This is a genomic window from Peribacillus sp. P4_B1, from assembly GCF_056402395.1.
The window spans coordinates 154,894-180,752 of record NZ_JBFUHM010000002.1 but is presented as its reverse complement, the minus strand read 5'-3'; the positions used below and the strand labels follow the sequence as shown (position 1 = coordinate 180,752).

27 protein-coding genes, 1 pseudogene and 1 other annotated feature (1 of these 29 running past the window's edge) are annotated in these 25,859 nt (G+C 43.7%); of the genes and pseudogenes, 4 read left to right on the top strand and 24 right to left on the bottom strand.

The genetic code is table 11. The features are described from left to right. A partial coding sequence (locus tag AC1DVK_RS02370; protein WP_477625750.1) for a SecDF P1 head subdomain-containing protein occupies nucleotides 1-844 on the bottom strand: 844 nt, incomplete at its 3' end. Nucleotides 845-1,037: 193 nt separating this feature from the next. Further along, entirely contained in the window at nucleotides 1,038-1,343 is a 306-nt protein-coding gene (locus tag AC1DVK_RS02365) for a post-transcriptional regulator (RefSeq protein ID WP_061464223.1), read from the bottom strand. Nucleotides 1,344-1,510: 167 nt separating this feature from the next. Here AC1DVK_RS02365 and spoVB point away from each other — a divergent pair, with 167 nt between their 5' ends. Beyond that, on the top strand, nucleotides 1,511-3,073 hold the full coding sequence (gene spoVB, locus AC1DVK_RS02360) for a stage V sporulation protein B (RefSeq protein WP_089361641.1): 1,563 nt from the start codon (nucleotides 1,511-1,513) through the stop codon (nucleotides 3,071-3,073). 28 nt (nucleotides 3,074-3,101) lie between these two features. Here spoVB and AC1DVK_RS02355 read toward each other — a convergent pair whose 3' ends face one another. Continuing rightward, entirely contained in the window at nucleotides 3,102-3,761 is a 660-nt protein-coding gene (locus tag AC1DVK_RS02355; protein WP_410861947.1) for a DUF421 domain-containing protein, read from the bottom strand. A gap of 196 nt (nucleotides 3,762-3,957) precedes the next feature. Between AC1DVK_RS02355 and AC1DVK_RS02350 the strand changes: the two genes are divergently transcribed. Beyond that, nucleotides 3,958-4,329 carry a TIGR04086 family membrane protein gene (locus tag AC1DVK_RS02350; protein ID WP_061464226.1) on the top strand — a complete coding sequence of 124 codons (372 nt, stop codon included), beginning with the start codon at nucleotides 3,958-3,960 and terminating at the stop codon, nucleotides 4,327-4,329. Nucleotides 4,330-4,376: 47 nt separating this feature from the next. On the opposite strand, the gene yajC is transcribed toward AC1DVK_RS02350, so the two are convergent. The 13 genes and pseudogenes from yajC to nadB all read right to left on the bottom strand — a co-directional run bounded on the left by yajC (nucleotide 4,377) and on the right by nadB (nucleotide 18,340). Continuing rightward, nucleotides 4,377-4,661 (bottom strand): preprotein translocase subunit YajC, encoded by a 285-nt coding sequence (gene yajC, locus AC1DVK_RS02345; protein WP_061464227.1) that lies wholly within the window; start codon nucleotides 4,659-4,661, stop codon nucleotides 4,377-4,379. A 41-nt stretch (nucleotides 4,662-4,702) separates the two neighbouring features. Next, on the bottom strand, nucleotides 4,703-5,842 hold the full coding sequence (tgt, locus tag AC1DVK_RS02340; protein WP_477625749.1) for a tRNA guanosine(34) transglycosylase Tgt: 1,140 nt from the start codon (nucleotides 5,840-5,842) through the stop codon (nucleotides 4,703-4,705). Between the two features lie 35 nt (nucleotides 5,843-5,877). Then, entirely contained in the window at nucleotides 5,878-6,906 is a 1,029-nt protein-coding gene (gene queA, locus AC1DVK_RS02335; RefSeq protein ID WP_477625748.1) for a tRNA preQ1(34) S-adenosylmethionine ribosyltransferase-isomerase QueA, read from the bottom strand. 38 nt (nucleotides 6,907-6,944) lie between these two features. Continuing rightward, entirely contained in the window at nucleotides 6,945-7,151 is a 207-nt protein-coding gene (locus AC1DVK_RS02330) for a DUF2905 domain-containing protein (protein WP_034308809.1), read from the bottom strand. After that, entirely contained in the window at nucleotides 7,148-8,146 is a 999-nt protein-coding gene (gene ruvB / locus AC1DVK_RS02325) for a Holliday junction branch migration DNA helicase RuvB (RefSeq protein WP_477625747.1), read from the bottom strand. The genes AC1DVK_RS02330 and ruvB overlap by 4 nt, the downstream gene beginning before the upstream one ends. Nucleotides 8,147-8,157: 11 nt before the next feature. Beyond that, nucleotides 8,158-8,772, bottom strand: coding sequence for a Holliday junction branch migration protein RuvA (gene ruvA / locus AC1DVK_RS02320; RefSeq protein ID WP_061464231.1), 615 nt, complete (start codon nucleotides 8,770-8,772; stop codon nucleotides 8,158-8,160). 177 nt (nucleotides 8,773-8,949) lie between these two features. Further along, nucleotides 8,950-9,450 (bottom strand): intercompartmental signaling factor BofC, encoded by a 501-nt coding sequence (locus tag AC1DVK_RS02315; RefSeq protein WP_061464232.1) that lies wholly within the window; start codon nucleotides 9,448-9,450, stop codon nucleotides 8,950-8,952. 110 nt (nucleotides 9,451-9,560) lie between these two features. Continuing rightward, entirely contained in the window at nucleotides 9,561-10,112 is a 552-nt protein-coding gene (locus AC1DVK_RS02310) for a YhcN/YlaJ family sporulation lipoprotein (protein ID WP_477625746.1), read from the bottom strand. Between the two features lie 155 nt (nucleotides 10,113-10,267). After that, nucleotides 10,268-11,215, bottom strand: a complete 948-nt coding sequence (locus AC1DVK_RS02305; RefSeq protein WP_410861893.1) for a phosphotransferase — start codon at nucleotides 11,213-11,215, stop codon at nucleotides 10,268-10,270. 2,589 nt (nucleotides 11,216-13,804) lie between these two features. Beyond that, nucleotides 13,805-13,952, bottom strand: a pseudogene (safA, locus tag AC1DVK_RS02300) (SafA/ExsA family spore coat assembly protein); the annotation flags it as partial. A gap of 869 nt (nucleotides 13,953-14,821) precedes the next feature. Continuing rightward, nucleotides 14,822-15,928, bottom strand: a complete 1,107-nt coding sequence (gene nadA, locus AC1DVK_RS02295; RefSeq protein WP_477625745.1) for a quinolinate synthase NadA — start codon at nucleotides 15,926-15,928, stop codon at nucleotides 14,822-14,824. Continuing rightward, nucleotides 15,925-16,776 carry a carboxylating nicotinate-nucleotide diphosphorylase gene (gene nadC, locus AC1DVK_RS02290; RefSeq protein WP_089361651.1) on the bottom strand — a complete coding sequence of 284 codons (852 nt, stop codon included), beginning with the start codon at nucleotides 16,774-16,776 and terminating at the stop codon, nucleotides 15,925-15,927. Before nadC ends, nadA begins: the two co-directional genes overlap by 4 nt. Then, entirely contained in the window at nucleotides 16,757-18,340 is a 1,584-nt protein-coding gene (nadB, locus tag AC1DVK_RS02285; RefSeq protein WP_477625744.1) for an L-aspartate oxidase, read from the bottom strand. The genes nadC and nadB overlap by 20 nt, the downstream gene beginning before the upstream one ends. A 102-nt stretch (nucleotides 18,341-18,442) precedes the next feature. Here nadB and AC1DVK_RS02280 point away from each other — a divergent pair, with 102 nt between their 5' ends. After that, nucleotides 18,443-19,570 carry an IscS subfamily cysteine desulfurase gene (locus AC1DVK_RS02280; RefSeq protein WP_477625743.1) on the top strand — a complete coding sequence of 376 codons (1,128 nt, stop codon included), beginning with the start codon at nucleotides 18,443-18,445 and terminating at the stop codon, nucleotides 19,568-19,570. A 46-nt stretch (nucleotides 19,571-19,616) separates the two neighbouring features. Then, on the top strand, nucleotides 19,617-20,150 hold the full coding sequence (locus tag AC1DVK_RS02275) for a transcription repressor NadR (protein ID WP_061466154.1): 534 nt from the start codon (nucleotides 19,617-19,619) through the stop codon (nucleotides 20,148-20,150). A gap of 190 nt (nucleotides 20,151-20,340) precedes the next feature. Here the strand turns inward: AC1DVK_RS02275 and AC1DVK_RS02270 are convergent, their stop codons facing one another. The 8 genes from AC1DVK_RS02270 to rplU all read right to left on the bottom strand — a co-directional run bounded on the left by AC1DVK_RS02270 (nucleotide 20,341) and on the right by rplU (nucleotide 25,784). After that, nucleotides 20,341-20,475 carry a hypothetical protein gene (locus AC1DVK_RS02270; RefSeq protein WP_477625742.1) on the bottom strand — a complete coding sequence of 45 codons (135 nt, stop codon included), beginning with the start codon at nucleotides 20,473-20,475 and terminating at the stop codon, nucleotides 20,341-20,343. Nucleotides 20,476-20,900: 425 nt separating this feature from the next. Continuing rightward, nucleotides 20,901-21,776 (bottom strand): prephenate dehydratase, encoded by an 876-nt coding sequence (gene pheA / locus AC1DVK_RS02265; RefSeq protein WP_089361654.1) that lies wholly within the window; start codon nucleotides 21,774-21,776, stop codon nucleotides 20,901-20,903. A gap of 132 nt (nucleotides 21,777-21,908) precedes the next feature. Next, nucleotides 21,909-22,358: an ACT domain-containing protein gene (locus AC1DVK_RS02260; RefSeq protein ID WP_061464241.1), complete on the bottom strand. Its 450-nt coding sequence runs from the start codon at nucleotides 22,356-22,358 to the stop codon at nucleotides 21,909-21,911. Between the two features lie 40 nt (nucleotides 22,359-22,398). Further along, complete coding sequence (gene obgE / locus AC1DVK_RS02255; RefSeq protein ID WP_061464242.1) at nucleotides 22,399-23,688, bottom strand: GTPase ObgE; 1,290 nt, start codon at nucleotides 23,686-23,688, stop codon at nucleotides 22,399-22,401. Nucleotides 23,689-23,736: 48 nt separating this feature from the next. Continuing rightward, nucleotides 23,737-24,282 carry a Spo0B C-terminal domain-containing protein gene (locus tag AC1DVK_RS02250; RefSeq protein WP_477625741.1) on the bottom strand — a complete coding sequence of 182 codons (546 nt, stop codon included), beginning with the start codon at nucleotides 24,280-24,282 and terminating at the stop codon, nucleotides 23,737-23,739. Between the two features lie 544 nt (nucleotides 24,283-24,826). Beyond that, nucleotides 24,827-25,117: a 50S ribosomal protein L27 gene (gene rpmA / locus AC1DVK_RS02245; RefSeq protein ID WP_034308845.1), complete on the bottom strand. Its 291-nt coding sequence runs from the start codon at nucleotides 25,115-25,117 to the stop codon at nucleotides 24,827-24,829. Between the two features lie 12 nt (nucleotides 25,118-25,129). Then, nucleotides 25,130-25,462 carry a ribosomal-processing cysteine protease Prp gene (locus AC1DVK_RS02240; protein ID WP_061464244.1) on the bottom strand — a complete coding sequence of 111 codons (333 nt, stop codon included), beginning with the start codon at nucleotides 25,460-25,462 and terminating at the stop codon, nucleotides 25,130-25,132. A 13-nt stretch (nucleotides 25,463-25,475) separates the two neighbouring features. After that, complete coding sequence (gene rplU / locus AC1DVK_RS02235; RefSeq protein WP_034308849.1) at nucleotides 25,476-25,784, bottom strand: 50S ribosomal protein L21; 309 nt, start codon at nucleotides 25,782-25,784, stop codon at nucleotides 25,476-25,478. A gap of 13 nt (nucleotides 25,785-25,797) precedes the next feature. Further along, nucleotides 25,798-25,859, bottom strand: a sequence feature (ribosomal protein L21 leader region); it runs 22 nt beyond the window's last position.

Genomic DNA, 25,859 nt, shown 5'->3' with positions numbered 1-25,859 from the left:
CAATGAATCCAGGGAAGCGGTAATACACAAGCATGAAGATGAAAACAAGTGCAATTCCGATAATCCCTGCAAAAACAGTATCATGCAGTGCACCTGCACCAAATTGGGCACCTACAGATGTGGAGTACTTTTCCTTTAGATCAACAGGCAGGGCACCTGCATCCAGAAGGGCTGCAAGCTCTTTCGCTTCTTCCACCGTAAATTGACCGGTGATATATACCTTCTTCGTATTAAAAACTTCACTGACAGCTGGAGCGGATATCATATTGTCCTGTGAAGCCGCATCTTTAAAGGAGTCTTTTCCTTTCTCGAAATCCAACCAGATTGCGAGTACATTTGTCGGACGTTGCATCGTGGAAATTTTTTGAGTGATTTCTTTAAACTTATCCACATCTTTCAATGTGACTTCAACAACCGGTTTATTATCTTGGAACGTTTGTTTCGCGCCGCCTTCTTTCAGGTCAGCACCGGTCATCATTTCCTTATCGTTGTAATCACGGAAGGATAATTTGGCTTGGGTCGAAAGGATTTCCCGAGCTTTATTTTGGTCTTTAACCCCTGCCAATTGAACACGGATCCTGTCCTTCCCTTCAATTTGAATGCTAGGTTCATTGACACCTAATACATTGACACGCCTCTCAAGGGAGCTCACTGTAGCTTTCAGAACATCCGGAGTAATCTTTCCCCCAGACAGCGGTTTTACTTGATATAACACTTCAAAACCGCCTTGAAGATCAAGACCCAGCTTGATATCCTTTAGGATTCCTTTTGAAGTCGTTCCCATCGCTGCGAAAATCAAAAGTACGATTAGAAAAAACGCAACGATCCTGCTTCTTTTTACCATTATGTAGTAGGCCCCTTTCTATAATACGCCTGTTCCTGAAGTTTTAATAAAACTGACATTTTTTTATAATAAATGCATCCCTTTTGCTTCTTGAGAAAAAAGACATAGCTTCCCATAATTTTCCCAAAAAAGGCATAACCATATCTATTATGAGTCATATACAAACCGCTGTCAATTTAAGTATATCTTTGCTTTATTCCTTCAAAAGATCCTTCAGCTCATCTTCAGAAATCGGCTCAAAAAGGTTTGGTGATTTATAGGCTTCAACCATTTGGAAGGTCATGAACTGGTTGCTCGAAAAAGTCACGATGTCGGCTACGAGTTCGTGAATGTGAATGTTTTCCTGCGGACGCTTCCATTTATTTTTGGTTAAGGTTCCCCATATATCTTCCTCTGTTACGGCATTCAATCCAACCATTTGGAATTCCTCACGCTTGCTTTTCAAAAATGGACGTACCTTTACATAATACCTTTGATAGGGATGATTCTTTTTCGTCATCACTTTGCCTCCAGTAAAAATGATTCTCATATGAATGCGCATTTTCTTAGAAGGAAATCCGATCATTTGTAAGAACGCAAACACTTTTGTCATGCTTTGTCCAAGTACAAGCATATAGATAATTGTATAGCATAACCGCTTTTTTGAGAAGGCAGGGAGGGAGTTCAATGTCCAAGTTTTTAAAAGGGACGCTGATTTTATTAATCGCAAGCCTGATTACAAGGGTTCTTGGGTTCATTAACCGCATTGTCATCGCCCGCTTCATCGGCGAAGAAGGCGTTGGTTTATATATGATGGCTTTACCGACCCTATTTCTCGTCGTGAACATTACCCAGTTAGGCCTGCCTATCGCCATTTCCAAATTCGTCGCTGAGGCCAATGCCAAAGGTGATGAACGGAAAATCAAGAAAATCCTTGTCGTCTCTTTGGCCTGCACCTTTACTCTATCGATGATTTTCACTCCTGCAATGCTGCTTTTCGCGCCGGTTCTCTCAGAATACCTATTCACTGACGATCGGACGGTGTGGCCGCTCATGGCAATCGCTCCTATCGTACCGATCATCGCCATTTCATCCGTACTGCGCGGTTATTTCCAAGGGAAGCAAAATATGAAGCCCTTCGCTTTCTCACAAGTCATCGAACAGGTGGCACGAATCACATTCATAGCCGTCCTGACGAAGGCCTTTTTGCCATATGGAATCGAATACGCTGCAGCCGGGGCGATGTTCGCTTCAATTATCGGAGAACTTGTTTCACTCATCTACTTATTGACTAGCTTTAAATTAAAGAAACATTTTAAGTTCCGGAAAGGATTTATCAAGAATGTCAAATCAGGAAAAGGAACGTTCACCGAATTGATGGGGATTGCCCTTCCTACTACCGGAAGCAGGATGATTGGATCAGTTTCGTGGTTTTTTGAACCGATAGTGGTTGCCCAGAGTTTGGCAATCGCCGGTGTCACCGCGGCAGCAGCCACCAGCCAATACGGGGAATTGACAGGGTACGCACTGCCTTTACTCATGCTTCCTTCTTTCGTTACGTCATCATTGGCGACAGCACTTGTCCCCGCAGTGAGCGAAGCCCGTACGACCGGAAACTTTCTACTCGTTGAGCACAGGCTTCAACAGTCCCTGAAAATCACCTTTATCACAGGCTGTTTAGCTGTCGTCATTCTGTTCATTTTTGCCGAACCTATTTTACAAGTCATGTATGGCTCTTCCCATGCTGCTGTTTTCATTAAATTCCTGGCACCTTTTTTTATCCTTTATTATTTTCAGTACCCGCTACAGTCCATGCTTCAAGCACTGGATTTAGCAAAAGCCGCAATGTTCAACAGTCTGGCTGGGAACATCCTTAAAATCGGTGTGATTTGGCTGCTGGCGTCGAAGGAAAGCTTCGGGATCATGGGAGCCGCAATCGGGATAGCCGTCGGTTCGATGCTCGTTACTTTTCTGCACTTTTCAACCGTGCTTAAGGTCGTCCCTTTCACGCTTCATTTCCGGAGCTATATGTCAGCTTTGGTCCTTGCCTTAATTTCAGGCTGGGGCGGTTATTATCTTTATAAAGTCCCGCTCTCCTCACAGCCTCTTGGCGGACGGCTTTTGCTGTCCGTGACGGTCGTGATCCTGCTGTTCACATTTTCCCTCCTCATGACAGGCAGCATAAAAAAAGCGGATTTGATCAGGATTCCTGTAGTGGGCGGCTTTTTATCAAAGTTTGCTTGGAAATAAATTGAACCGAAGCATTTAACGGCTTCGGTCATTTCTTCGTTTCATTCTTATCGATGTAAAATTGGCCATCTATGTATCCGCAAATCGAAATCTCTTTAATATTCGTTTCTCCCATTTTTTTCAACTGGTACCGGAGCCAAAAATGATTTTTGCCAATTTTATCGAGATTAGCCTCCTGAATCTCGCCGTCGATTATAAGTGGGTAGGGAGTTTCTACACTTTCCGACCTTTCTTCCTGCGTATTTTTAATCACCGAGAGCTTCCCTGAAGTTTCAAGGATGGCAAATTTAACAACATTTAAATCATTAATTCCTTGTTCACGAAGCTGGGTCAATAAGTCATCAAAATTATATCGTTGTTTACGCATCGCCTTTTCATCTATTTTCCCCTGATTGATAATGATCTGCGGCTTACCGTCCATGAAATTGCGAAACCTGACACTTTTCAATGAGATCAATGCCAATGTCATTTGGAGGCCCGCGAGGACAAACATTGGGATAGTCTGTCGAACAAACGGTTTTTCCAAATCTTCAAAGGATAGCACGGCAATGTCCCCTATCATGATGGATACCACTAAATCAAGAACGCTAAGTTCCCCTACTTCCCGCTTACCCATCATTCGAAAAAGGAACCAGATGACTAGATAGATCACTGTTGTTCTAAAAATAATAGCCAGATAGGTTTCCACTTCATTTAACACATCCTTCATCCATAGCATGGCTTGGGGACTGAAAAATTACTCCATATTCTTTTCTAATTTTATGGGAAGCTTCTGTAAACCTGGTCTAAAGGTTCCATACCGGGAATATGCTTGTACTAACACATAAACAGGCTAAAACGTAACAGCCTTTTAAAAAGGAGGAATACCCATCGAAACTAAAAAAATGAGTGTCGCCGTAATTTATGGCGTAGGCTCCATCTTTGCCATAGCGATGATTGCAAGTTTAATCGTTTCCATCCTTCTTCGTTTTACTTCACTGACGGAATCATCCCTGACATACGTGATCATGATCGTGTCCTTTTTATCGCTGTTCATTGGTGGATTCATTTCAGGAGGCAAAGGGAAAAAGCAAGGACTATTCTTAGGCGGAAGTACTGGGCTGCTTTATCTGTTGGTCGTGTTCCTTTTTCAATATTTAGGTCACGATGCACTCTTCACCATCAAGCAATGGATCTACTACGGCTGTTTTGTCATTACGGCCATGATGGGTGGCGTGCTTGGGGTCAACATGAGCTCCGAATCACGCACCAATTAAAAAAACACAGCAAAAAAACCGGGCACATGGCCCGGTTTTCGTTTGTCTTATAATGTTGCTTCTTTATTTGGTGCGCTTTCCGTAATTTCACGGATTGAAGCACGGTCGAAAGTCAGTTTTGTACCGTCTGGTGATTTAATGACGATTTTCAATTCATCGATCGAATCGATTGTTCCGTGCATGCCGCCGATAGTAGCAACTTTATCACCTTTTTTCAAGCTAGTTTGCATGCTTTGCGTAGCCTTTTGGCGTTTTTGCTGCGGACGGATCAATAAGAAATAGAACAATACGAACATTAAGATCAACGGAAGTATTTGTGTTAAAGAACCCATTTGTAAATTCACTCCTTTCGTTCATTAAAATATTTATGGAATTAGAAGTTTCTCGCATTTGGTTCGTTGAAACCATATTGCTCAAAAAACTCTTCCCTAAAGTCTCCAAGACGATCTTCTCGAATAGCTTGTCTGACCTGTTCCATTAAGTTTAACAGAAAATGAAGGTTATGGTAAGTCGTAAGACGAATTCCGAAGGTTTCTTCACATTTAATCAAATGGCGGATATATGCCCGGCTATAATTCTTGCAAACATGGCAATCGCAATTTTCATCGATTGGACCAAAATCGCGTGCATATTTCGCATTTTTCACAACCAGTCGCCCATTGCTCGTCATCAGCGTACCATTACGCGCAATTCGCGTCGGCAGTACACAGTCAAACATATCGACACCGCGGATTGCACCATCGATCAATGAGTCCGGCGAACCTACCCCCATCAAGTAACGCGGTTTGTTAGTTGGCAGCAGCGGACTTGTAAACTCAAGAACGCGGTTCATGATATCCTTCGGTTCCCCTACGGATAGTCCTCCAATAGCATAACCCGGAAAATCAAGGGAGACAAGGTCTTTTGCACTTTGTTTACGAAGGTTTTCAAACTCCCCGCCTTGAACGATCCCGAACAGTCCTTGGTCATTTGGGCGCTCATGGGCATTCAAACAGCGTTCCGCCCAGCGTGATGTCCGTTCAACCGATTTCCTCATATACTCTTCGGTTGCCGGAAATGGCGGACATTCATCGAATGCCATCATAATATCGGAGCCTAGCGCGTTTTGGATTTCCATCGCTTTTTCTGGGGATAAAAATAATTTATCACCATTCAGATGGTTCCTGAAATGTACGCCCTCTTCTTCAATTTTGCGGAATTCGCTCAAACTGAAGACTTGAAAGCCGCCTGAATCCGTCAGAATCGCCCGATCCCAGTTCATGAACTTATGCAATCCGCCAGCTTCCTTGATGATTTCATGCCCCGGGCGGAGCCATAAGTGGTACGTATTGCTCAGGATGATGCCTGCCCCCATTTGTTTCAAATCTTCCGGGGACATCGTTTTGACAGTAGCCATCGTTCCAACCGGCATGAATGCCGGCGTTTCAAAAGAACCATGCGGCGTATGAACCCGGCCTAGCCGTGCCCCTGTCTGTTTACATGTTTTGATTAACTCATATCGTATTGCAGTCAACGCAATAACTCCCTTCAAGAGCTTCTCACTCTTTATTACTTAATTAACATTGCATCTCCAAAACTAAAGAACCTGTATTTTTCTTCAACGGCCGTTTTATAGGCATGAAGGATATGCTCCCTGCCTGCAAGTGCAGAAATAAGCATGATTAAAGTAGATTTCGGTAAATGGAAGTTCGTTATCATCGCATCGATCCCTTTGAACTCATAACCCGGATAAATGAAGATGCTCGTCCAGCCATTCTCTTCCTTGAAAACCCCATCATTACGGGACGCAATCGTTTCTAATGTCCTTGTTGACGTAGTGCCGACCGTTATGATTTTCCCGCCTTTTTCTTTCACATCATTCAGTAATCTGGCTGTGCCTTCAGTCATTTGATAAAACTCTGAATGCATTTCGTGGCTGTCAATATCATCCACACTGACAGGACGGAACGTACCAAGCCCAACATGTAGCGTAATGAAAGCGATGTGGACACCCATCCCTTTAAGTTTCCCGAGCAAATCCTCGGTAAAGTGCAGGCCTGCCGTAGGTGCCGCTGCAGATCCCCGTTCACGCGCATATACCGTTTGATAACGGTCCTGATCGTCGAGTTGTTCCTTGATATATGGAGGTAAAGGCATTTCGCCAAGCTTCTCTAGTATTTCATAAAATATGCCTTCATATTTAAATTCAAGGATTCGGCCGCCATGCTCAAGTACACCTGTACAGACGGCACTTAGTTTACCATCGCCAAAAATGATTGTCGAGCCTACTTTAATCCGTTTGGCTGGCTTCACGAGCGTTTCCCATACATCATCATGCTCTTGCTTAAGCAGCAATACTTCAACCTTTGCACCCGTTTCTTCTTTACTGCCGTATAGCCGGGCCGGCAGCACCTTCGTATCATTCAACACCAGGCAATCTCCCGGTTTGATATATTCCGTGATATGGCTGAATACATCATGCTGGAGCCTACCGGTTTCTTTGTCCAACACCATCAATCTACTTGCTTCCCTATCCTCCAAAGGAACTTGTGCAATCAATTCCTCCGGTAAATGAAAATCAAACATTTCCAATTTCATCTGTTCCACTTCCTAACCTGTCTATCAAGCTGTAATCATTATTTAAAACGGCCGATCAAATAAAAAATGGCGGACAACACCACACTGACGATGATTGATGTAACGATAGGAAAGTAAAAAGTCGTATTCCCCTTTTTCAAAAAAATATCTCCCGGCAGCCTGCCGAGATGGATATATTTCATCGCAAAACCAATCACGAATATAATCACACCCAGTATCATTACCATTTTTGGTATATTCATCATTCAGGCATCTCCATTCCGAAATGCTCATAAACCAGCTGTGTTGCCATCCGGCCTCTTGGAGTCCGCTGAAGAAAACCGACTTGTAACAGATATGGTTCGTACACGTCTTCGATCGTATGTGCCTCTTCGCCAATCGTTGCAGCAATCGTTTCCAGACCCACGGGCCCGCCACGGAATTTTTCAATGATCCCTTTAAGTAATTTATGGTCAATATGATCGAGTCCTAAACGGTCGACCTGCATTAATTCAAGCGCATAATCGGCAAGTTCGGCAGTTATCGTACCATCACCGCGTACCTGGGCAAAATCCCTGACCCTCCGTAACAGCCGATTAGCAATTCTCGGGGTGCCCCTTGACCTTCTTGCAAGCTCTGCAGCTGCCTGATCATTCATTTCCGTATCCATGATTCTTGCTGTACGGATGATGATATCAGCCAAATGGTTTTCCGTATAATATTCAAGACGGCTTAAAACGCCAAAACGGTCCCTGAGCGGTGCAGATAGTGACCCTGCACGTGTCGTGGCCCCTACGAGGGTGAACGGAGGCAAGTCGATTCTGATCGAACGGGCTTCCGGCCCCTTACCGACTACAATATCCAGACAGAAGTCCTCCATAGCCGGGTATAGCACTTCTTCGACAACACGAGGAAGACGGTGAATCTCATCAATGAATAACACATCACCAGGCTCAAGTGCACTCAAAATGGCCGCCAGATCTCCCGGCCGCTCAATGGCGGGACCGGAAGTCGTGCGGATATTGACACCCATTTCATTGGCGATGATGACAGCTAGCGTCGTCTTCCCAAGTCCGGGCGGTCCATATAAAAGTACATGATCAAGCGTTTCTTCCCTCATCCTTGCCGCTTCGATGTATACGCTCAAATTCGCTTTCACTTTATCCTGTCCAATATATTGCTTTAAGTTTTGCGGCCGCAGGCTTTGTTCAAAGGATAGTTCGTTCAGACCGGCTTCCTGATTGAATATTCTCTCCTCCATTGCGCCACTCCTTATCTTAACATCATTTGCAATGCTTTCTTAATGTATTGCTCGGTCGTCATATCTTCCGTCTGCAACTTCTTAGCAACCTTTTGGATTTCCTTTTCAGAATAACCAAGAGCCTTTAAAGCAAGAATGGCTTCATCCAACGCTTCCGTATAACCATTGGGACTGAGTGCGGCCGTGACGCCTTCGTTAAACAAGCTTGGAAAGGCATCCGGAATAATGTTCTCAAGTTTCCCTTTTAAATCCAGAATCATTTGCCGTGCCGTTTTCTTGCCGACTCCCGGGAATTTCACCAAAAACGATTCATCTTCACTTTCGATCGCCTGCACCACCTGATCAACTTGTCCTGATGCTAATATGGCTAGAGCACCCTTCGGTCCGATTCCGGTTACATTCAATAATTTTGTGAATAATGCCTTTTCTTGCCTAGTCTGAAATCCGTAAAATGCAGCCATATCCTCGCGCACATAATGATATAAAAAAACTTGGATTTCTTTCTGGTATTGGGCGGAAAAAATAAAAGGATTCGGCGTCATCACTTGATATCCGATTCCCCCATTTTCCACAACTATGTATTCAGGTCCAATATAATCGACCTTGCCTTTTATATAATCATACAAATTAATTCTCTCCCTGATTTTGCTGTACCTCTCATTTTATCATAAAAAAGAAGGGTTGTTCATTAAAAGTTATTTAGTAGTCGGCAAAGACTTTTCCAATGGACGCTATCCCGTTTTATCGCATTTGGGGTTTACGGTTTTCTGGAGAAAAACAAAGAGGATGGGTGTCATCCCATCCTAGTTTACCGAATATGGCTCATATTCTTTAATGAGCTGTTTATATTGGTCTTTATTCATGATCGGTATCCCTTTTTGCAGTTCCTCCTGCTTGTATACTTCAAGTTTACCAACGTCTATTTGGTAAAAAGTATGAATGATCTTGGCGTGCTCAGGCCTTCCGATAAAAATGGATAACGTACCATCTTCCCTCATCCCAAGATAACCATTCGCTTTTAAAAGCGGAGATATGTCATTTTCAATTTTCTTAAGGACAATATGTTCTTCATTTTGATCGACTACTTTCCACCCTTGATATTTTGACCAAAAGTCTTCCATCGACCAAATTGTTTCTGTCAATTTCTCCTCACTTAACTCGCCATCCAGATACATACGCTGAAGGATGACTTTCCTTTCAATTGGTTCATTTTCCTTCTGCACAGGTCCTTCGGCATAAACGGTTAAACAAAATGGCAGTATGAAAAGTATCATGAAAAATTGGATCCTTAGTTGATTAATCAATATTCTCACCTCTTAAGGCGTTTACTTTTTAAGTAGTTTGACCCAAATAAGGATTATTAACCAGAAAAAATCTAAAAGGGCTGACCATGGAATCGGGGTCAGCCCTGTAATTATTTTAAGTGATCTTGATGAATGTTAAGATTCTCGAACATGTCATTGGCATCCAGAATGACCATTTCCCTCGTATCGCCATCACGAAGATTGTTATCAAGTGTCATCGACCTATAATAGACACCTTGATCGGTTGTGACGTATAGGTTCCGGCCATTTGAAAGCGGTCCGATTTCATTCTTGACTTTTTCTTTGACATTTTTTGCTTGGCTGTAGTCATTAAGCAGCAAGGCAACCAGCATTTCGTCTTTCATGATGATTGTTCTGGCATCGATAACAGGGTCCACTCCATTGGCGATTCCATTAGCTTTGTCGGCTAACGTGCCTTCATAAGAATTATAATAGGATGATCGGGCCCTCAGCGGTTTACTTTCATGGCCATGGTAATTACGATCCCGCGTACTGTATGCATCATCTTTATCGTAAAGGCCTTGCCCCATATTCCGATAATTGATGTTTCGTACCAATACATCTTTTTCAGTTGTATGGTACCCTGTTTCATTCGTTATATTTTCGTTTTTCGCTGTATCATTATTAGCGCATCCAACCAAACTGACAGCGGCTAATACCGTATAAAGTGGCAGTGTCCATTTTATTTTCTGMAAAATAACCCTCCCATTGCAATAGAATGAGCTATATTCCGCTCATAATTAGCATGGGTGTCTAACGATGAATGTACTCTGTAAGTTACGGCCAAAAGCGCGTTTTATTTCCTCTTTAGGGAAGAAATCTTCTTCTCCAATTTTTCATTCATCTCAATCCGCTCCGAAAAACCTTCCACAGTCATTTTCCAGACCGAATGAAGCTGAGAAGAACTTTTATTAAGACGATTCCATTCACGGAAAATATCCGTAGGATAAGTTAAAGCATATAAAAAGGCCAGGTCAGACTGATAGCTTTGCAATTGCGGCACTTCCCACAACTTGGTGGCCGCATCTTCCAAATGAGGTGAAATTCGATTTGCATACTGTAAATAATCAATGCATCTTGGAGCACTTGACATTAGATCAAAATCGATTAAGGTTAAAGTGCCGTCTTCTCTCCGCAAGAAATTATGGTGGGCACAATCACCATGAATGATGACTTTCTTTTCCTTACTCCATAAAGACTGGTTCTTATCAAAACCCTCTAATGCCCACTCCCCCCATCTAATCCATTCTTTAATAATATCTTCGGAAACATATTGGCGAACATAAGAAAAGTTATTTTTAAATAGTGATAAACGCTCTTTCCATTTTTTTGATTGATCAAAAACAGGCGCATTAATGGAGAGATGTTCAGAAACATCATGGAAGCTTTCCAGTAACTGAATTCCCTCTAAACGGTCCTTATGATTGGAAAATCGGAATTTTTTCTTACTCGGCGGAAAATAGTCCATACTGCCATACCATTTCCCTTTGAATTGAAAGGGCATTAAATTCTGATGAATATAATACGTTTGATGGAAACCCTTTTGTTTTAATAAAGAAGTCAATTCTCTTTGCCGATCCCATTTTTCAAAACTGCTGAATCCTTTAAGGATTATTGGATGACCCTTTTCAAAAGTTATTAAATAGACACTGCTTTGAAGATGGTGGACTTTCTTTGGCTTACGATTTATATAAGAGAGGAGACGAGTGTTAAAAACACTGTCTCCTTGATAATTAGTAGTCATCGCTTTCATCTACATATGTTGGTATCCCAAATGTTTCAGGAGCACGAACGCCACCGAATTGGCCAGGCTGTCCTCCCATTTGTCCAGGCAACATAGCTTCAGGCTGCCCCCGCATCATGCCCGGCTGACCACCAAATTGACCCGGCATCATCATCTCTAGCTGACTTCCCGGCTGACCTCCACCTTGACCTCCCATCATCCCTGGTTGGCTTCCTGGCTGGCCTCCACCTTGACCTCCCATCATCCCTGGTTGACCTCCTTGGAAGCCTCCCATCATTCCTGRTTGRCCTCCTGGATGGCCTCCCATCATTCCTGGTTGGCCTCCTTGGAAGCCTCCCATCATTCCTGATTGACCTCCTGGATGGCCTCCCATCATTCCTGGTTGGCCTCCTGGATGGCCTCCCATCATTCCTGGTTGGCCTCCTGGATGGCCTCCCATCATTCCTGGTTGGCCTCCTGGATGGCCTCCCATCATTCCTGGTTGGCCTCCTGGATGACCTCCCATCATTCCTGGTTGGCCTCCTGGATGGCCTCCCATCATTCCTGGTTGGCCTCCTGGATGGCCTCCCATCATTCCTGGTTGGCCTCCTGGATGGCCTCCCATCATCCCTGTATGGCTTCCTTGATGGCCTCCCATCATCCCTGTATGGCTTCCTTGATGGCCTTCCGTCATCCCTGTATGGCTTCCTTGATGGCCTCCCGTCATCCCTGTATGGCTTCCTTGATGGCCTCCCGTCATGCCTGAATGGCTTCCTTGATGGCCTCCCGTCATCCCTGAATGGCTTCCTTGATGACTTCCCATCATGCTTGGATGGCTTCCTTGATGACCTTCCATCATGCCTGAGTGGCTTCCTTGATGACTTCCCATCATGCTTGGATGGCTTCCATGATGACCTTCCATCATGCCTGAGTGGCTTCCTTGATGACTTCCCATCATGCTTGGATGGCTTCCATGATGACCTTCCATCATCCCTGAATGGCTTCCTTGATGACCTTCCATCATCCCTGAATGGCTTCCTTGATGACCTCCCATCATGCCTGAATGGCTTCCATGATGACCTTCCATCATGCCTGAGTGGCTTCCTTGATGACCTCCCATCATGCCTGAGTGGCTTCCTTGATGACCTTCCATCATCCCTGAATGGCCTCCTTGATGACCTTCCATCATCCCTGAGTGGCCTCCTTGATGACTTCCCATCACCCCTGAGTGGCTTCCTTGATGACCTTCCATCATGCCTGAGTGGCTTCCTTGATGACCTCCCATCATGCCTGAGTGGCTTCCTTGATGACCTCCCATCATCCATGGTTGACCTCCACCTTGGCCACCTATCATCATACCTGGATAGCTTCCACTTTGACCGCCCATCATCATGCCTGGATCACTTCCACTTTGACCGCCTATCACCATACTTGGATCGCCTCCACTTTGACCGCCCATCATCATACTTGGATCGCCTCCACTTTGACCGCCCATCATCATGCCTGGATCGCTACCACTTTGACCGCCATATTGTTGGACTTGAGCCGATTCTTCTGACTCCGCTTCATATTGATGCTGCATCTCTATTTTTTTGTTTCCTTGATACTGCCCTTTCACATCCGGCCCATAAGTTCCTAGTACCCCCTTATTACAGCCGCAATCTTCCTCTTCTTCACCGGCTGTCTGGGTATACTGCTGAGGAAAGTTATGGTGATCATTTGAAGAAGACGATTCCATTGATGACCCATACTCTTGTTGCATATATGAACCTGCTACTTGAGCTTGTTGATTCATCCCCCCATAAAAATGATGCGGAACCGGTGCTGAGGCTTGATATGGATAATGTTGCTGGCCTGCTGGATTCATACTTGCCCCTTGAACGAATCCTTGCCCCATCGTTTGCATGTCAGGAGATCCTCCCCAAACATCAGAACTTTCTTCCATCATTTGATAACCTTGTGGAGCCGCCTGGTACCCTTGAGCACCTTGATATGGGGCTTGCATCCCTTGCATCTGCATATACGCCCATGGAGGCGGCTGAATACAATAACCGCTTCCAGGCATGATTGGAGTTACTGGAATACAATCATCCACCGGCTCACAATATTCCTGTTCTGGCTGGACAGCAGGCTTTTTCTTCTTCTTTTTAGTGACTGCCTGCACTTCTTTTTTCTTTGGTAAAGGTGGTGGTGCAGGAGGCTTCTGTACACTCATATTGGTCATGTTGACCATATAATAATTATTGATATCGATTTCCGGAATCACTGGCATCGGTACTGGTACTTCTTTTGGAACGATTATTTGCTTCTCTTTAATGATTGGCTTTGGCTGAACGATCTGTTGCTCTTTCTTAGCTGGCTGAACGATCTGCTGCTCCTTCTTAGCTGGCTGTTGAAAGATTTTCTGCTCTTTTACTGGTTTTTGAACGATTGGTTGTTCTTTAACCGGCTGTTGAAATTTCGGCTGTTCTTTTACTGGATGTTTTTGCATAATTTGCTGCTCTTTCATAGGTGCAGGCTGTGCCTGATACGGTTGAATTTGGGATTCTTTCATTCCCTGTTGAATATTCACGTTTGGTTTAACCGTTTCTTTTATTACAGCTCCGGATGTCCCTGGTATTTTAATTTTCATTCCGGGCATCATCATGTCCGGGTTGCTCAATTGCGTGTTAACTTTTTTAAGTTCTTCAAAACTGACGCCATATTTTTTGGCGAGCTTCCAAAGCGTATCGCCTTTTTGGACTATATGAATTTTCACGCTGTTAACCCCTCCTGTGCATATGTCCATATATTCTATGATGCAGTGGGTGAATTGCTATTATTTTTATCATGAAAACTTATGCGTGAAAAAGGACTTTTATGATTGGAACCAATGATTTAGACACATGAAAGGTACTTTTTTGAAGAAGAAAAAATCGATATGGCATCCCGGAAAAAGGATATTCTTCTCTCTTAGGACCTGCCTTATTAATAGGATCGATAATTAGAAAGGAACCATTGCACTCATCCTAAAAAAAGGATTCGTCAGGAATCCATCATGAAAGAAACGCTTCCTTCAACCCGTCTAAACTAAAGGGGAATCCTGGTATAATAAGCTAAATGACCTAAAGCTGTGGGTCCAGGTAACTTTTCTTACATTCTGGGAGGAATATTAGTGGAAGAAAGGGTAGCTCGAACGTGGAGGACAAAAGAGGTAAAGATATGGCCGGAATCGGTTTGGCAATCATCTTGTTCGTGATGCTCCTGGCGGTAATCCAAGCGAATTGCTAGGCAGCTTGAATTCCACAGATTTGGCTATACTTCTATTTAAAAACCAAAAAGAATGTTGGCAAAAGGAGTTTTATCTAAATGGTAAAACAAATTTGACTGAGATGGAAGATGCGAGACTGCTGGGAAAAGTGCGTCCAAGGAAGTCCTCACAGGCGCAAAGAGTGCCCAGGTCGGACCGTCCGCGGAAAGCGAGTGCCCTACGTTCCAATCAACGTTCAAATTTTACAAACCCACAAAAAAAAACTGTAGACACACTCAATTATTTATCGAGTGTGTCTACAGTCTGAGGGGGGCTTCTGCCCTCCCTTTCTTATGTTATGAAAAGCCTTTTTCAATTTTATTATTGAAAGGATTAACTTAAACCCGTTCCAACATTCTGTTTAAAGCTAGTATGGCATTATCCGCAATGCCCTTCTCGACTTTTATCGGATTAATGACAATACCTTCTTCAATTGATTCAAGCGCCCAAAGCAAGTGAGGCAAATCAATCCGGTTCATCGTAAGGCATGGACACATATTCGGATTTAACGAGATGATGTTCTTGTCAGGGTTATTGGCGATAAGCCGTTTAACAAGATTCATTTCCGTGCCGATTGCCCAAGAACTACCTGGTTCGGCCTTTTCTATCATATTAATGATGTACGATGTCGAACCCGCATAATCCGACAGGGCGACTACCTCACGGCGACATTCGGGATGAACGATGATATTCATTTCCGGCTGCTCCGCTCGAAGCGTTTCAATATTCGCCGTCGTGAAATTTTCATGGACCGAACAATGCCCTTTCCAAAGAAGTACCTTCAGATCTTCGAGTTCCCCTTCATAAATCAATTCGTCCTTATGAGGATCCCAGACAGCCATTTCATTTAATGGAATGCCAAGGTCAAAGGCTGTATTCCTCCCAAGATGCTGATCGGGAAGAAACAGGATCCGTTCTTTTTGCGAGAGGGCCCACGATACCATCCCTTGTGCATTTGAAGAAGTCACCGTCGCCCCGCCATTTTTCCCTACAAAAGCTTTGATGGCCGCAGTCGAATTAACATAAGTGAGCGGAAGGATCGTATCGCCAAATAATTCCTGAAGCTTTGTCCAGGCCCGTTCCGTTTGTTCAATATCCGCCATATCTGCCATTGAACAGCCTGCACGCATGTCAGGAAGGATGACCGTCTGCCCTTCTTCAGTCAAAATATCGGCAGTTTCAGCCATGAAATGTACGCCACAAAACACGATATAATCCGCTTCGCGATTTTCGGCGGAAAGCTGTGCCAACTGAAGTGAATCTCCCGTTACATCCGAAAATTGAATGACTTCCTCCCGTTGATAATGATGACCTGGGATATAAAGCCGCTTTCCCATTCGGTTCTTAATGTCATGGACCCGTTTTTCCATATCTTCCATTGTCATCGTCTTATATTTTTCAGGCAATACATTCCCTGCCGTACTAGCCATCTCCAATATGTTCATTTCAATATCCCCTCACGTTCTTTGACCTTAGCGCTAATATCAAGTGCCCTGACACTGTGAGTCAGACTGCCCAATGAAATATAGTCAACCCCTGTTTCCCGATATGAGGCTAGATTGTCTAAATGAATACCTCCGGAAGCTTCAGTTATGATGTGGGCAGGAACCAATTTGATCAGTTGCTTAATTTCTTCGGGGCTCCGGTTATCGAACATGATGATATCAGCACCGGCTTCCACTGCTTCAAGCACCTGTTCGATTGATTCCGTTTCCACTTCCACTTTAGTGGTATGTCCCAGTTTGGATTTTACCGTTTGAACCGCCTTCGTTATGGACCCAGCGAAAGAAATATGATTATCCTTTATCATGACGGCATCAAACAGGCCATATCGGTGATTGAATGCCCCGCCTGAACGGACCGCATATTTTTCAAGCATCCGCAGGCCAGGTGTAGTTTTCCTCGTATCACAAGCCCTCGTCTTCGTCCCCGCTAAAATGTTGGTAGCTTTATGAGCCTGTGTCGCTATGGCGGACATACGCTGCACTAAATTCAAAACCACCCGTTCCCCTTTTAAAAGAGAAGCCATATCGCCGGTCATTCTTGCAAGTTGATGTCCTGGTTCAAAAACTTCGCCATCATGAACAAAAAGGGAAACCTCGATTTGCTCATCCAACAATGCAAACCCTGTCTTGATGACGTCACTTCCACTAAAAACTCCGCCTTCTTTTGCAATGAATGTCAAAGTCCCTTGTTCACCTTGATCAAAAATCGTATCACTCGTTACGTCGCATTCACCTATATCTTCCATTAAAAATTGTTGCAGCATCTGCTTAAGCTTCAATATATTCATATAGTCGCCTCCCTTTTACCCGGTTTTTCACATCTGTGCAAGCAAGGATAACCGAATTTTCAAGCCATTGGGAGTCATCTTCGCTTGGATAGTCACTGCGGAAATGACCGCCCCTGCTTTCCGTTCTGGTCAGTGCGGATTCGGCAATCAGCCATGCCACGATTGTGGCATTGATATTCGTTATCTCTTTTATTGATAATCCCGTTACTTCCATATGCAGCAATTTTTCGATATTGAATGTCTCAAGATAATCCTTCAGTCGAGTTAAACCTGCTTCATTTCGAACGATTCCTGCTTCGTTCATTAATTTTTCCTGCAATGTCGCGAGATCAGGTAAAATGGTAAAATGGCAGGAACCTTTGGACTGCTCTTTTTCTTCCGGTATCGACCTTGCTGGCATATTTGCTAGCAACTGACCAAGCGCATTTCCAAAAACCAGCCCTTCGAGTAGGGAGTTGCTGGCCAATCGGTTCGCCCCATGTACACCAGTGCATGCCACTTCACCAACTGCATACAAAGAAGGGACAGAGGTTCTCCCCCATTCGTCGACTTCAATCCCCCCCATCAGGAAATGGTTTCCAGGCGCTACAGGGATTTTCCCGAATTTAAGGTCCAGCCCGCTTTTTTCACATAATGAGCTCACTGTCGGAAAACGCTTCTTAAAATCCTTAATCATTGAAATATCCAAAAATACCTTTTCTCCGCGCTGTAAATAAGAAAAAATCGTCTGTGCCACAATATGCCTTGGAGCCAGATCTTTCATGGCATGGACATCCTCCATGATCGGTCTTCCCATTTCAGTCACTAACCTTGCACCATCCCCGCGGACCGCTTCTGAAACCAGCCCTTGCGCTTTACCATTTATAAAAAGCAGGGTCGGATGAAACTGTATGAATTCCATGTCACGAACTTTTGCCCCGGCCTTGAATGCAAGTGCGATTCCATCTCCTGAAACCGTTTGTGAATTTGAAGTGAAATGGTATAGGGAACCACAGCCTCCAGTTGCCAAAACTGTTCGTTCCGCGTGGTACGTTACAAGTTTCCCAGCCTTATCAAGAGTTTTGACGCCTATGCAAGAATCATCTTTTCCGATAATCAACTCCACTGCTGCCGCATTCTCGACCACAGTAATCAAAGAGTTTTTCAAACACCCTATTAGATGTTCCATGATGTACTTTCCTGTAGAATCCCCATGACTATGAAGGATTCTCCTTTCACTGTGGGCACCCTCCATGCCAAGCATGAGGGTACCATCATGATCATGGTCAAATTGCATGCCGGAACGAATAAGTTCAGCTATCACCGAAGGGGCCTCTTCGACGAGTATTTCCACTGCCTTTTCCTTGTTATAACGCTGACCAGCCTCCAGCGTATCTTTTTTATGATAGGATACTCTGTCACGATCAGATATTGCAGCTGCAATCCCGCCCTGTGCTAAATAGGAATTACTATGGCGGATCTTTGATTTTGTGATGAGTATCACATGCTTATGTTTACTTGCTTCCAATGCCGTTTTCAAGGCAGCAATCCCGCTACCTATAACGATGATTCCCGCTTTTACCATTATTTCATTCCTCCTGTTTATGACAGGTGTCTTGACAACTATATTTACATATTATTAAACTATTATCAAGAGTTTTTTAGATTACAAGATAGAGGTGATTTCTTGATTTATTTGGATTATGCAGCCACAACGCCGATTGATGATGAGGCACTCGACGTATTCAGCCAAGCATCCCGGAAGTTTTTCGGGAATGCAAGCAGTTTGCATGATATTGGCTCTGAAGCGGCACGTTTATTGGATATGTCACGGCAGCAACTAGCAGAAATGCTGAACATAAAAAAGGAAGGAATCATCTTTACGAGCGGCGGGTCAGAAAGCAACATGCTTGCCATTGATACATTCATCGCATCAAAACCATCCTGGCAGAACCACTTGATTGTAAGCCGAACTGAACATGCATCAATTGCCAATTTTGTCGCAAAGCTTGAACATGAAGGCTTCGAGGTTACGTATTTACGGCATTTGGAAGATGGCCGAGTTGATATTGAACATCTACAGGAATGTTTATCGGAGAAAACTTGCTTGGTCATCGTCCAACATGTGAATTCAGAAATCGGGGTCATTCAACCCATTGAGCAAATAAGTAAAATCGTTCGAAGACACCATGCTTTCTTGCATGTGGATTGTGTCCAATCATTTGCTAAATTGCCGCTTGGGAAGTTATCTGCCTTATGTGATGGATTATCAGTTTCCAGTCATAAAGTTTATGGTCCAAAAGGGACTGGAGCCGTCATTTTCCCGGCCATCCATCGGTTGAAGGCTTCTGTACCGAATATCACTCATGAATATGGTTTCCGGCCAGGGACAGTGGACGTCCCCGGTATAGCTTCCTTCGTAACCGCTGCAAAGAAATTAGGGGATATCATGGAAGATGAACGGAAACGGATTTCCATGCTTAGGGTGCAATTGATCGAGCGGCTTACGGAAAAGAAAGTCGATTTTCAAATCATCGATGCGGAGGACAAGCAATTGCCCCACATTCTGGCACTGACCTTTGCTGGATTCCAAGGACAGTACATCATGCTGGAATTAAACCAGAAGGGATTTGCTGTATCGACGGGAAGCGCCTGTCAAATCGGTAAACAGGATCCTTCAAAAACAATGATGGCCATTGGGAAAAGCGAAGATGAAGCACATCAATTCGTCCGTTTTTCATTTGGTAAAAATACAACGGCCGACGACATTCACAAGTTGGCAGACTGTCTCGAAGGAATAGCTTCCATTCGATAAACCCCTCCATTCTATGGTAGAATGTTTGTTAATAAAGAGGTGAATGATTATGGAAAGAAAGAAATTACTCGGGGAAGAAAGACGGACGAAACTCTTACATTTATTGCAAACAAGCGATCAGCCAGTAACAGGCAGCGAGCTTTCGCAAATCACGAATGTAAGCCGGCAGGTTATCGTTGGTGACATAACGCTCCTGAAAGCACGGAATGAACCTATCATTGCCACGAGCCAGGGCTATATGTACTTACAAACGGGGAGCACCCAAAAGCCGGAAAGGATAATTGCTTGCCAGCATGATCCTTCACGGGCCCAAGAAGAGCTATTTTTACTCGTGGATATCGGCATCACGGTGAAAGATGTCAAAATCGAGCACCCCGTATACGGCGACCTGACCGCTTCCATCATGGTCAGCAGCCGTAAAGAAGTCCAGCAATTCCTCTCTAAGGTGACGGCAACGAACGCATCTTTTTTATCGGAACTAACGAGCGGCATCCATCTCCATACACTGAGTGCATCATCAGAAGAACTGCTTGATGAAGCGGAAGGTGCATTGAGGGATGCCGGCATTTTGGTCGATTGAAAAAATGAAAGTCCTCAAAAGCCACATCTTTTGAGGATTTTTTATTGGCTCCGCACTATCCATCCTAGATTCTCAATTTCCAAAAAAAGACTAATGCTGGGGCCTACCGCCTGTCCCCAGCCCCCTATCCCTTGTGTTAATTCATCATTCGATGGCCTCTTCCAAATGGGATATTGATATTTCTGCATAATCAAATGCCCTGAAGTTCATTACCAATCAAAGCTAAGTTTTTTGCGAAATTCTTCGTCCAAGGTAATGAATGGGAAATGACGGTTCCAATCGCTTGAGTCCAAGAACCGAACGTTTCTTCGAATTGCCAATCCATCTCTGCTAACCATCATCCTATCATGCATGTTTGGATATTTTTCTAGCATTAAAAAAAGGTGCAACTACTAAGGATTAGTCACAAGGTATGTAATCATGTTCCATATAGGTAATCCTCATATTCCTCTAAAGAATCATCTCCAAAGTGAAAAATAATGAATTCCTTCATCGCTCTCCATTTTATATATATTCTATAAAATGACAGTCAGCCATTTTAAGAACTTATACACAAGAAAAAGCCCAATCTTAACGGAAACCTTCACAAAAAAATGCCCCGGAACTAATCCCGGGGCACCTTTCTTGTATAAAGCACAGCTGAGGGTTGTACCATTTATCACTTAGGAAATCGATGATGCAAAATTCCAGCCCTATGTACCCAGGAAAAATCGTTTACAGTCGCTTTAAGCGTTCAATTTTCCTGGGAAATCATCGTTGCGGTACACCATTTTGGACTCTAAAGCATGAATAGCTTCCCATGATCGAAACCGTACACCCAAGGGCCTCGAGCTCAGAAATTGCTCCTGGAATAAGAACATCGTCAAGGGCCATTTCAATGTCGATGATGAAAAAGTAATTGCCTAATCCTGTTTTCATGGGTCTTGATTCAATCTTGGAAAGATTAAGCTTCCTCCAGGAAAAAGCGGATAGGACTTGGTGAAGCTGCCCTGAGTGGTCGGCAGGCAGCTGAATCATCAGGGTCGTTTTCTTGTTCCCTTCAACGGTCAAATGCCCTTCATAGTCAACTTCACTGTTGGATACGACAATAAACTTGGTGTGATTATGTTCGTAATCGTGAATGTTTTCTTCCACAATCGTCAAACCATACTCCGCTGCAGCCATATCATTTGCAATCGCAGCAATATTGATATCGGGATTCTCCATCACCATTTTTGCAGCGGCTGCAGTGGATGTGACATACTCATATGGAATGCCCCTTAGTTCTTTATGGAGGAATTTGCGGCATTGAGCGATGGCATGGGAATGCGAATAAACCATGTCCGGTTTGAAACCAGGATATGCATGATCCGGATGCACCATATAATGCTGTTGAATTGGGATCGTCACTTCCCCTTTCATCGGTAATGTGACTTCATGGACTAAGTAATCCATCGTAATATTTACCGATCCCTCCAAAGCATTCTCGATCGGTACGAGCGCGTGATTCACTTCCCCGTCCCGGACAGCATCAAGGCAGTCTGGAATCGTGTTCATCGGCATTTTTATATCATTAGGAAATAGTCGCGAAACAGCTAAATCCGTGAACGTCGCTTTTGGTCCAAGAAATGCAATTTTTGATGTCATATTATAAACTCCTTTTCACGGAAAATCTATTGTTTATGTTATGCCATTTTCTGATTTTTTACAATAGTTAATCGATAAATCATCCTCTAACAAATAAAAACAGCCTGTACATGTGAAATGTACAGGCTGTTTTCATGCGCCGTTCCCAATAATTTCGACTTTTTCGACGAACTCCATTTTACGCAATTTAGTAAGCAGTTCATCAATATCCATCGTCATCCCACCCGTGTTCAGAGATAGGGTAACATTGGCACGACCCTGCAAAGGAATCGTTTGGTGGATAGTCATGATGTTGCAACCGGATGAGGCGACGAGCCGTAAGAGCTCCGATAGAGTACCAGAACGATCCTCGAGGTAGAAGAACAGTGTAATCAGCTTTTCTTTAACAACAGTATGAAACGGAAATACCGTGTCACGGTATTTGTAAAAAGCACTCCTGCTTAGGTCCACTCGCTGTACCGCTTCCCAAACTGATTCTGCTTTTCCCCGTTCAATCATTTCTTTTGCATCCAGCGTTTTTTTCATCGCTTCGGGAAGGACATCCTCCCGAACGAGGAAAAATTTCTGATCGGCCTTATTCAAACTCCGCACGCCTCCTTTTGCCTGCCATCATGGTCTTCAATCAATCAACAAATTCAAATTCATATTCAAGGATACGGACGATATCGCCATTTGTTGCACCTTTTTGACGAAGGCCTTCGTCGACTCCGAATGAACGAAGCTGTCTAGCGAAACGACGTATGGACTCATCACGGGTAAAATCAGTCATTTTGAATAGACGTTCGATCTTGAATCCTGATACGGCAAAGCTGCCATCGGATTCGCGTTCAATATTAAATTCATCTGACTGTGATGTATGTTTATAAAGAACCCGGTGGATTCCAGTATTCTCTTCTTCATGATCAAGAGGGAACTCAGGCGTTTCTTCGATTTTATCAGCAATTGCATAAAGAAGCTCACGGATTCCTTCACGCGTTACGGCAGAAATCGGGAAAACAGGATAGTCTTCTTCCAGCTTTTCTTTGAATGCTGCTAAATTATCTGCTGAGTCCGGCATATCCATTTTACTTGCTACAATGATTTGCGGACGTTCAGTCAAGCGCAGGTTATACTCTTCCAACTCTTTATTGATTGTTTGGTAGTCTTCATATGGATCCCTGCCTTCAAGACCCGACATATCGATTACATGAACGATTACTCTCGTTCTTTCAATATGGCGCAGGAATTGATGCCCAAGGCCCACTCCTTCTGAAGCGCCTTCGATCAAACCCGGTAAATCGGCCATGACGAAGCTGCGGTGATCTTCCGTTTCCACCATTCCGAGGTTAGGAACGATCGTTGTGAAATGATATTCGGCAATTTTAGGTCTTGCTGCGGATACGACAGAAAGCAAAGTGGATTTCCCTACACTTGGGAAACCAACCAAACCGACATCAGCCAACAGTTTCAATTCCATGATTATATCGCGCTCTTGGCCCGGTTCACCGTTCTCCGCGATTTCAGGTGCAGGATTGGCAGGTGTAGCAAAACGGGAATTTCCCCGGCCTCCACGGCCACCCTTTGCGATAATGGCGCGCTGCCCGTGCTCAACTAAATCAGCAATGACTTCCTTCGTTTTTTCATCAATGACAACCGTGCCTGGTGGAACTTTGATGACCATATCCTTTGCGGCCGCACCATGCATGTTTTTGGACATGCCATGTTCCCCGCGGGGTGCCTTAAAGTGACGTTGATAACGGAAATCCATTAACGTACGCAAGCCCTCTTCCACTTCAAAAACGACATTTGCCCCATTACCGCCATCTCCGCCGGCAGGTCCGCCTTTTGGTATGAATTTCTCACGACGATAAGCAACTATTCCGTTACCACCGTCTCCGCCTTTTATATAGACTTTCGTTTGATCGACAAACATGCTATCACTTCCTTGTTTTCTGCAAGTCATTTCTTGCTGTATACTTCTCTAAAAGTTAATATCCATCTTAAAAAATATTTCATCCTCATTACATTCGAGAATTTCAATTGATTGCTCGGCCGTTAATGAACCTTCCAAAAACTCCCTCACTGCGGATTGATCAATGAACCTGCCTTGCATATGAAAGGAACAGCGCATATCGCTCACTTCTTTTTCTTTTTTACTCATAGAAACAGCTAGTATATTTTCAAAAAACGGGTCCAGATTCTTATCCAGAGTTTTAAAGAAATCGTTCGTCCAGCGATACATCAGCTCGTCCATTTCAGCAGAGCCTTCAAAAATATCAATGATTTCATATTCGCAATAAAATGAGCCATTATTCCAATTCGACGTCAGCAACATCTCGGTGAACTTAGGTAAATTCAAACTGGAGAGGCGTGCTTCATTCTGGGTTTCAACAATGATTTCATCAATGATGCCCTTGACACGATCAATTCTGTTCAGCTCCAGATTCCCTTTGATGATTTGAATTTTATTCAGCCAGTCATGCCTGGTTTGACGAAGAGTTTCAATAGTCGTCCAATTTTTTTCCATTATAAACACCTTCAATTATGATAAAGAAACTTTTTTCAGCTCTATCATGTTGAATACTTCCATTTGTACAGTATATCAAAAAAACGACAAACAGGAAATGAAGCTCGATTCACATGCCTTCACATGAAAGCCCCCGTCCAAAAAATACAGCCGCACACCCTGAGTTCTTTGGACGATGGTAGAGCCATTTGAACTAAAAAAGAGAATGGGCCTTATTTATGCACCAATTGGAGATATTATAGTTGAATTGGACTGTCTATTCGGTTTAATCAAATGGGAAGGATGAGTAACTTGGATTTTCCCCCCTGAAAGTTTAAGAAAGCCCGCCGATTGGCGAGCCTTTTGTAAGTCAGAGGTTGTTTTCCTTATACTAATGACTAAAGTCTCCTGCAAAATGCTGGTTATTAATCGTTCCTATAGTATAAATAAAGGGCCAGACCCCTTCTTCACTATATAGCATACCATTATTAAAAATGACGCGGTATATAGTGTCTCGTAGAAGGAATCAGACCCTTTTGAGTCAGCCTCTGTTCAAAGATGCCAATTATGCTTCTTGTGCAACTGGATATACGCTTACTTTTTTACGGTCACGTCCGAAACGTTCGAATTTAACAACACCGTCTACTTTAGCGTATAGAGTATCGTCTCCACCACGGCCTACGTTCTCACCAGGATAGATTTTTGTTCCGCGTTGACGGTAAAGGATAGAACCACCAGATACGAATTGACCATCTGCACGCTTAGCGCCAAGACGCTTAGATTGAGAGTCACGTCCGTTCTTTGTAGAACCTACTCCTTTTTTCGAAGCGAAGAACTGAAGATTTAATCTTAACATTTGTTCCACCTCCTATTGGTTGAGGATAATTTTCATGTATTTACCATAATCACGTTCGATGGTTTGCAGCGATATGAGCATACTGTTCAAAAGCAGCTGAACCTTCTCTTCCGATTCCGGCGAAAGATTCCCCGGAATGACGCAGCGAAGATAGCCGCCTTCCCTACCTTGCTCAATCTCAGGCTCTACGTCCGTTAAGGACATGATCGCATTGACTGCCCCGAAGGAAACAGCCGATACACCTGCACAAACGATATCAGAACCTTTTTTAGCAAAATTAGCATGTCCGCTTAAGGTGAACGAAGTAATCCGTTCCTGCGGAGCATCAAAGACAACTTTAATCATCTAGAATCAGCCCTTACGCGTTGATTGCTTCGATAACAACTTTTGTGTATGGTTGACGATGACCTTGTTTTTTACGATTGTTTTTCTTCGCTTTGTATTTGAAAACAGTGATTTTCTTTTGCTTACCTTGTTTTTCGACAGTACCTGTTACAGTAGCGCCTTCAACTAGTGGAGCACCGACTTTCACGTCTTCGCCACCTACGAATAAAACTTTGTCAAATGTAACAGTTTCGCCTGCTTCTGCGTTTAATTTTTCAATGTAAACCGCTTCGCCAGCTGCTACTTTAATTTGTTTACCGCCAGTTTCGATAATTGCGTACATACTTGCACCTCCTTAAATGTCTCAGACTCGCCAATCACAGGCGTTTTACCAGAAAGGCAAAAGCTTAGGACCTGT

Excerpts from the sequence above, each read along its gene's own strand:
- yajC (WP_061464227.1), bottom strand. The coding sequence starts at position 4,661 with ATGGGTTCTTTAACACAAATACTTCCGTTGATCTTAATGTTCGTATTG.
- nadC (WP_089361651.1), bottom strand. The coding sequence starts at position 16,776 with ATGAATATATTGAAGCTTAAGCAGATGCTGCAACAATTTTTAATGGAA.
- AC1DVK_RS02365 (WP_061464223.1), bottom strand. The coding sequence starts at position 1,343 with ATGACGAAAAAGAATCATCCCTATCAAAGGTATTATGTAAAGGTACGT.
- AC1DVK_RS02350 (WP_061464226.1), top strand. The coding sequence starts at position 3,958 with ATGAGTGTCGCCGTAATTTATGGCGTAGGCTCCATCTTTGCCATAGCG.
- spoVB (WP_089361641.1), top strand. The coding sequence starts at position 1,511 with ATGTCCAAGTTTTTAAAAGGGACGCTGATTTTATTAATCGCAAGCCTG.
- AC1DVK_RS02330 (WP_034308809.1), bottom strand. The coding sequence starts at position 7,151 with ATGATGAATATACCAAAAATGGTAATGATACTGGGTGTGATTATATTC.
- ruvB (WP_477625747.1), bottom strand. The coding sequence starts at position 8,146 with ATGGAGGAGAGAATATTCAATCAGGAAGCCGGTCTGAACGAACTATCC.
- AC1DVK_RS02270 (WP_477625742.1), bottom strand. The coding sequence starts at position 20,475 with ATGGATTGGCAATTCGAAGAAACGTTCGGTTCTTGGACTCAAGCGATT.
- queA (WP_477625748.1), bottom strand. The coding sequence starts at position 6,906 with ATGAAATTGGAAATGTTTGATTTTCATTTACCGGAGGAATTGATTGCA.
- AC1DVK_RS02250 (WP_477625741.1), bottom strand. The coding sequence starts at position 24,282 with ATGGAAAAAAATTGGACGACTATTGAAACTCTTCGTCAAACCAGGCAT.
- rplU (WP_034308849.1), bottom strand. The coding sequence starts at position 25,784 with ATGTACGCAATTATCGAAACTGGCGGTAAACAAATTAAAGTAGCAGCT.
- rpmA (WP_034308845.1), bottom strand. The coding sequence starts at position 25,117 with ATGTTAAGATTAAATCTTCAGTTCTTCGCTTCGAAAAAAGGAGTAGGT.
- nadA (WP_477625745.1), bottom strand. The coding sequence starts at position 15,928 with ATGAACATATTGGAGATGGCTAGTACGGCAGGGAATGTATTGCCTGAA.
- obgE (WP_061464242.1), bottom strand. The coding sequence starts at position 23,688 with ATGTTTGTCGATCAAACGAAAGTCTATATAAAAGGCGGAGACGGTGGT.
- pheA (WP_089361654.1), bottom strand. The coding sequence starts at position 21,776 with ATGACATCAAAAATTGCATTTCTTGGACCAAAAGCGACGTTCACGGAT.
- nadB (WP_477625744.1), bottom strand. The coding sequence starts at position 18,340 with ATGGTAAAAGCGGGAATCATCGTTATAGGTAGCGGGATTGCTGCCTTG.
- AC1DVK_RS02305 (WP_410861893.1), bottom strand. The coding sequence starts at position 11,215 with ATGACTACTAATTATCAAGGAGACAGTGTTTTTAACACTCGTCTCCTC.
- AC1DVK_RS02240 (WP_061464244.1), bottom strand. The coding sequence starts at position 25,462 with ATGATTAAAGTTGTCTTTGATGCTCCGCAGGAACGGATTACTTCGTTC.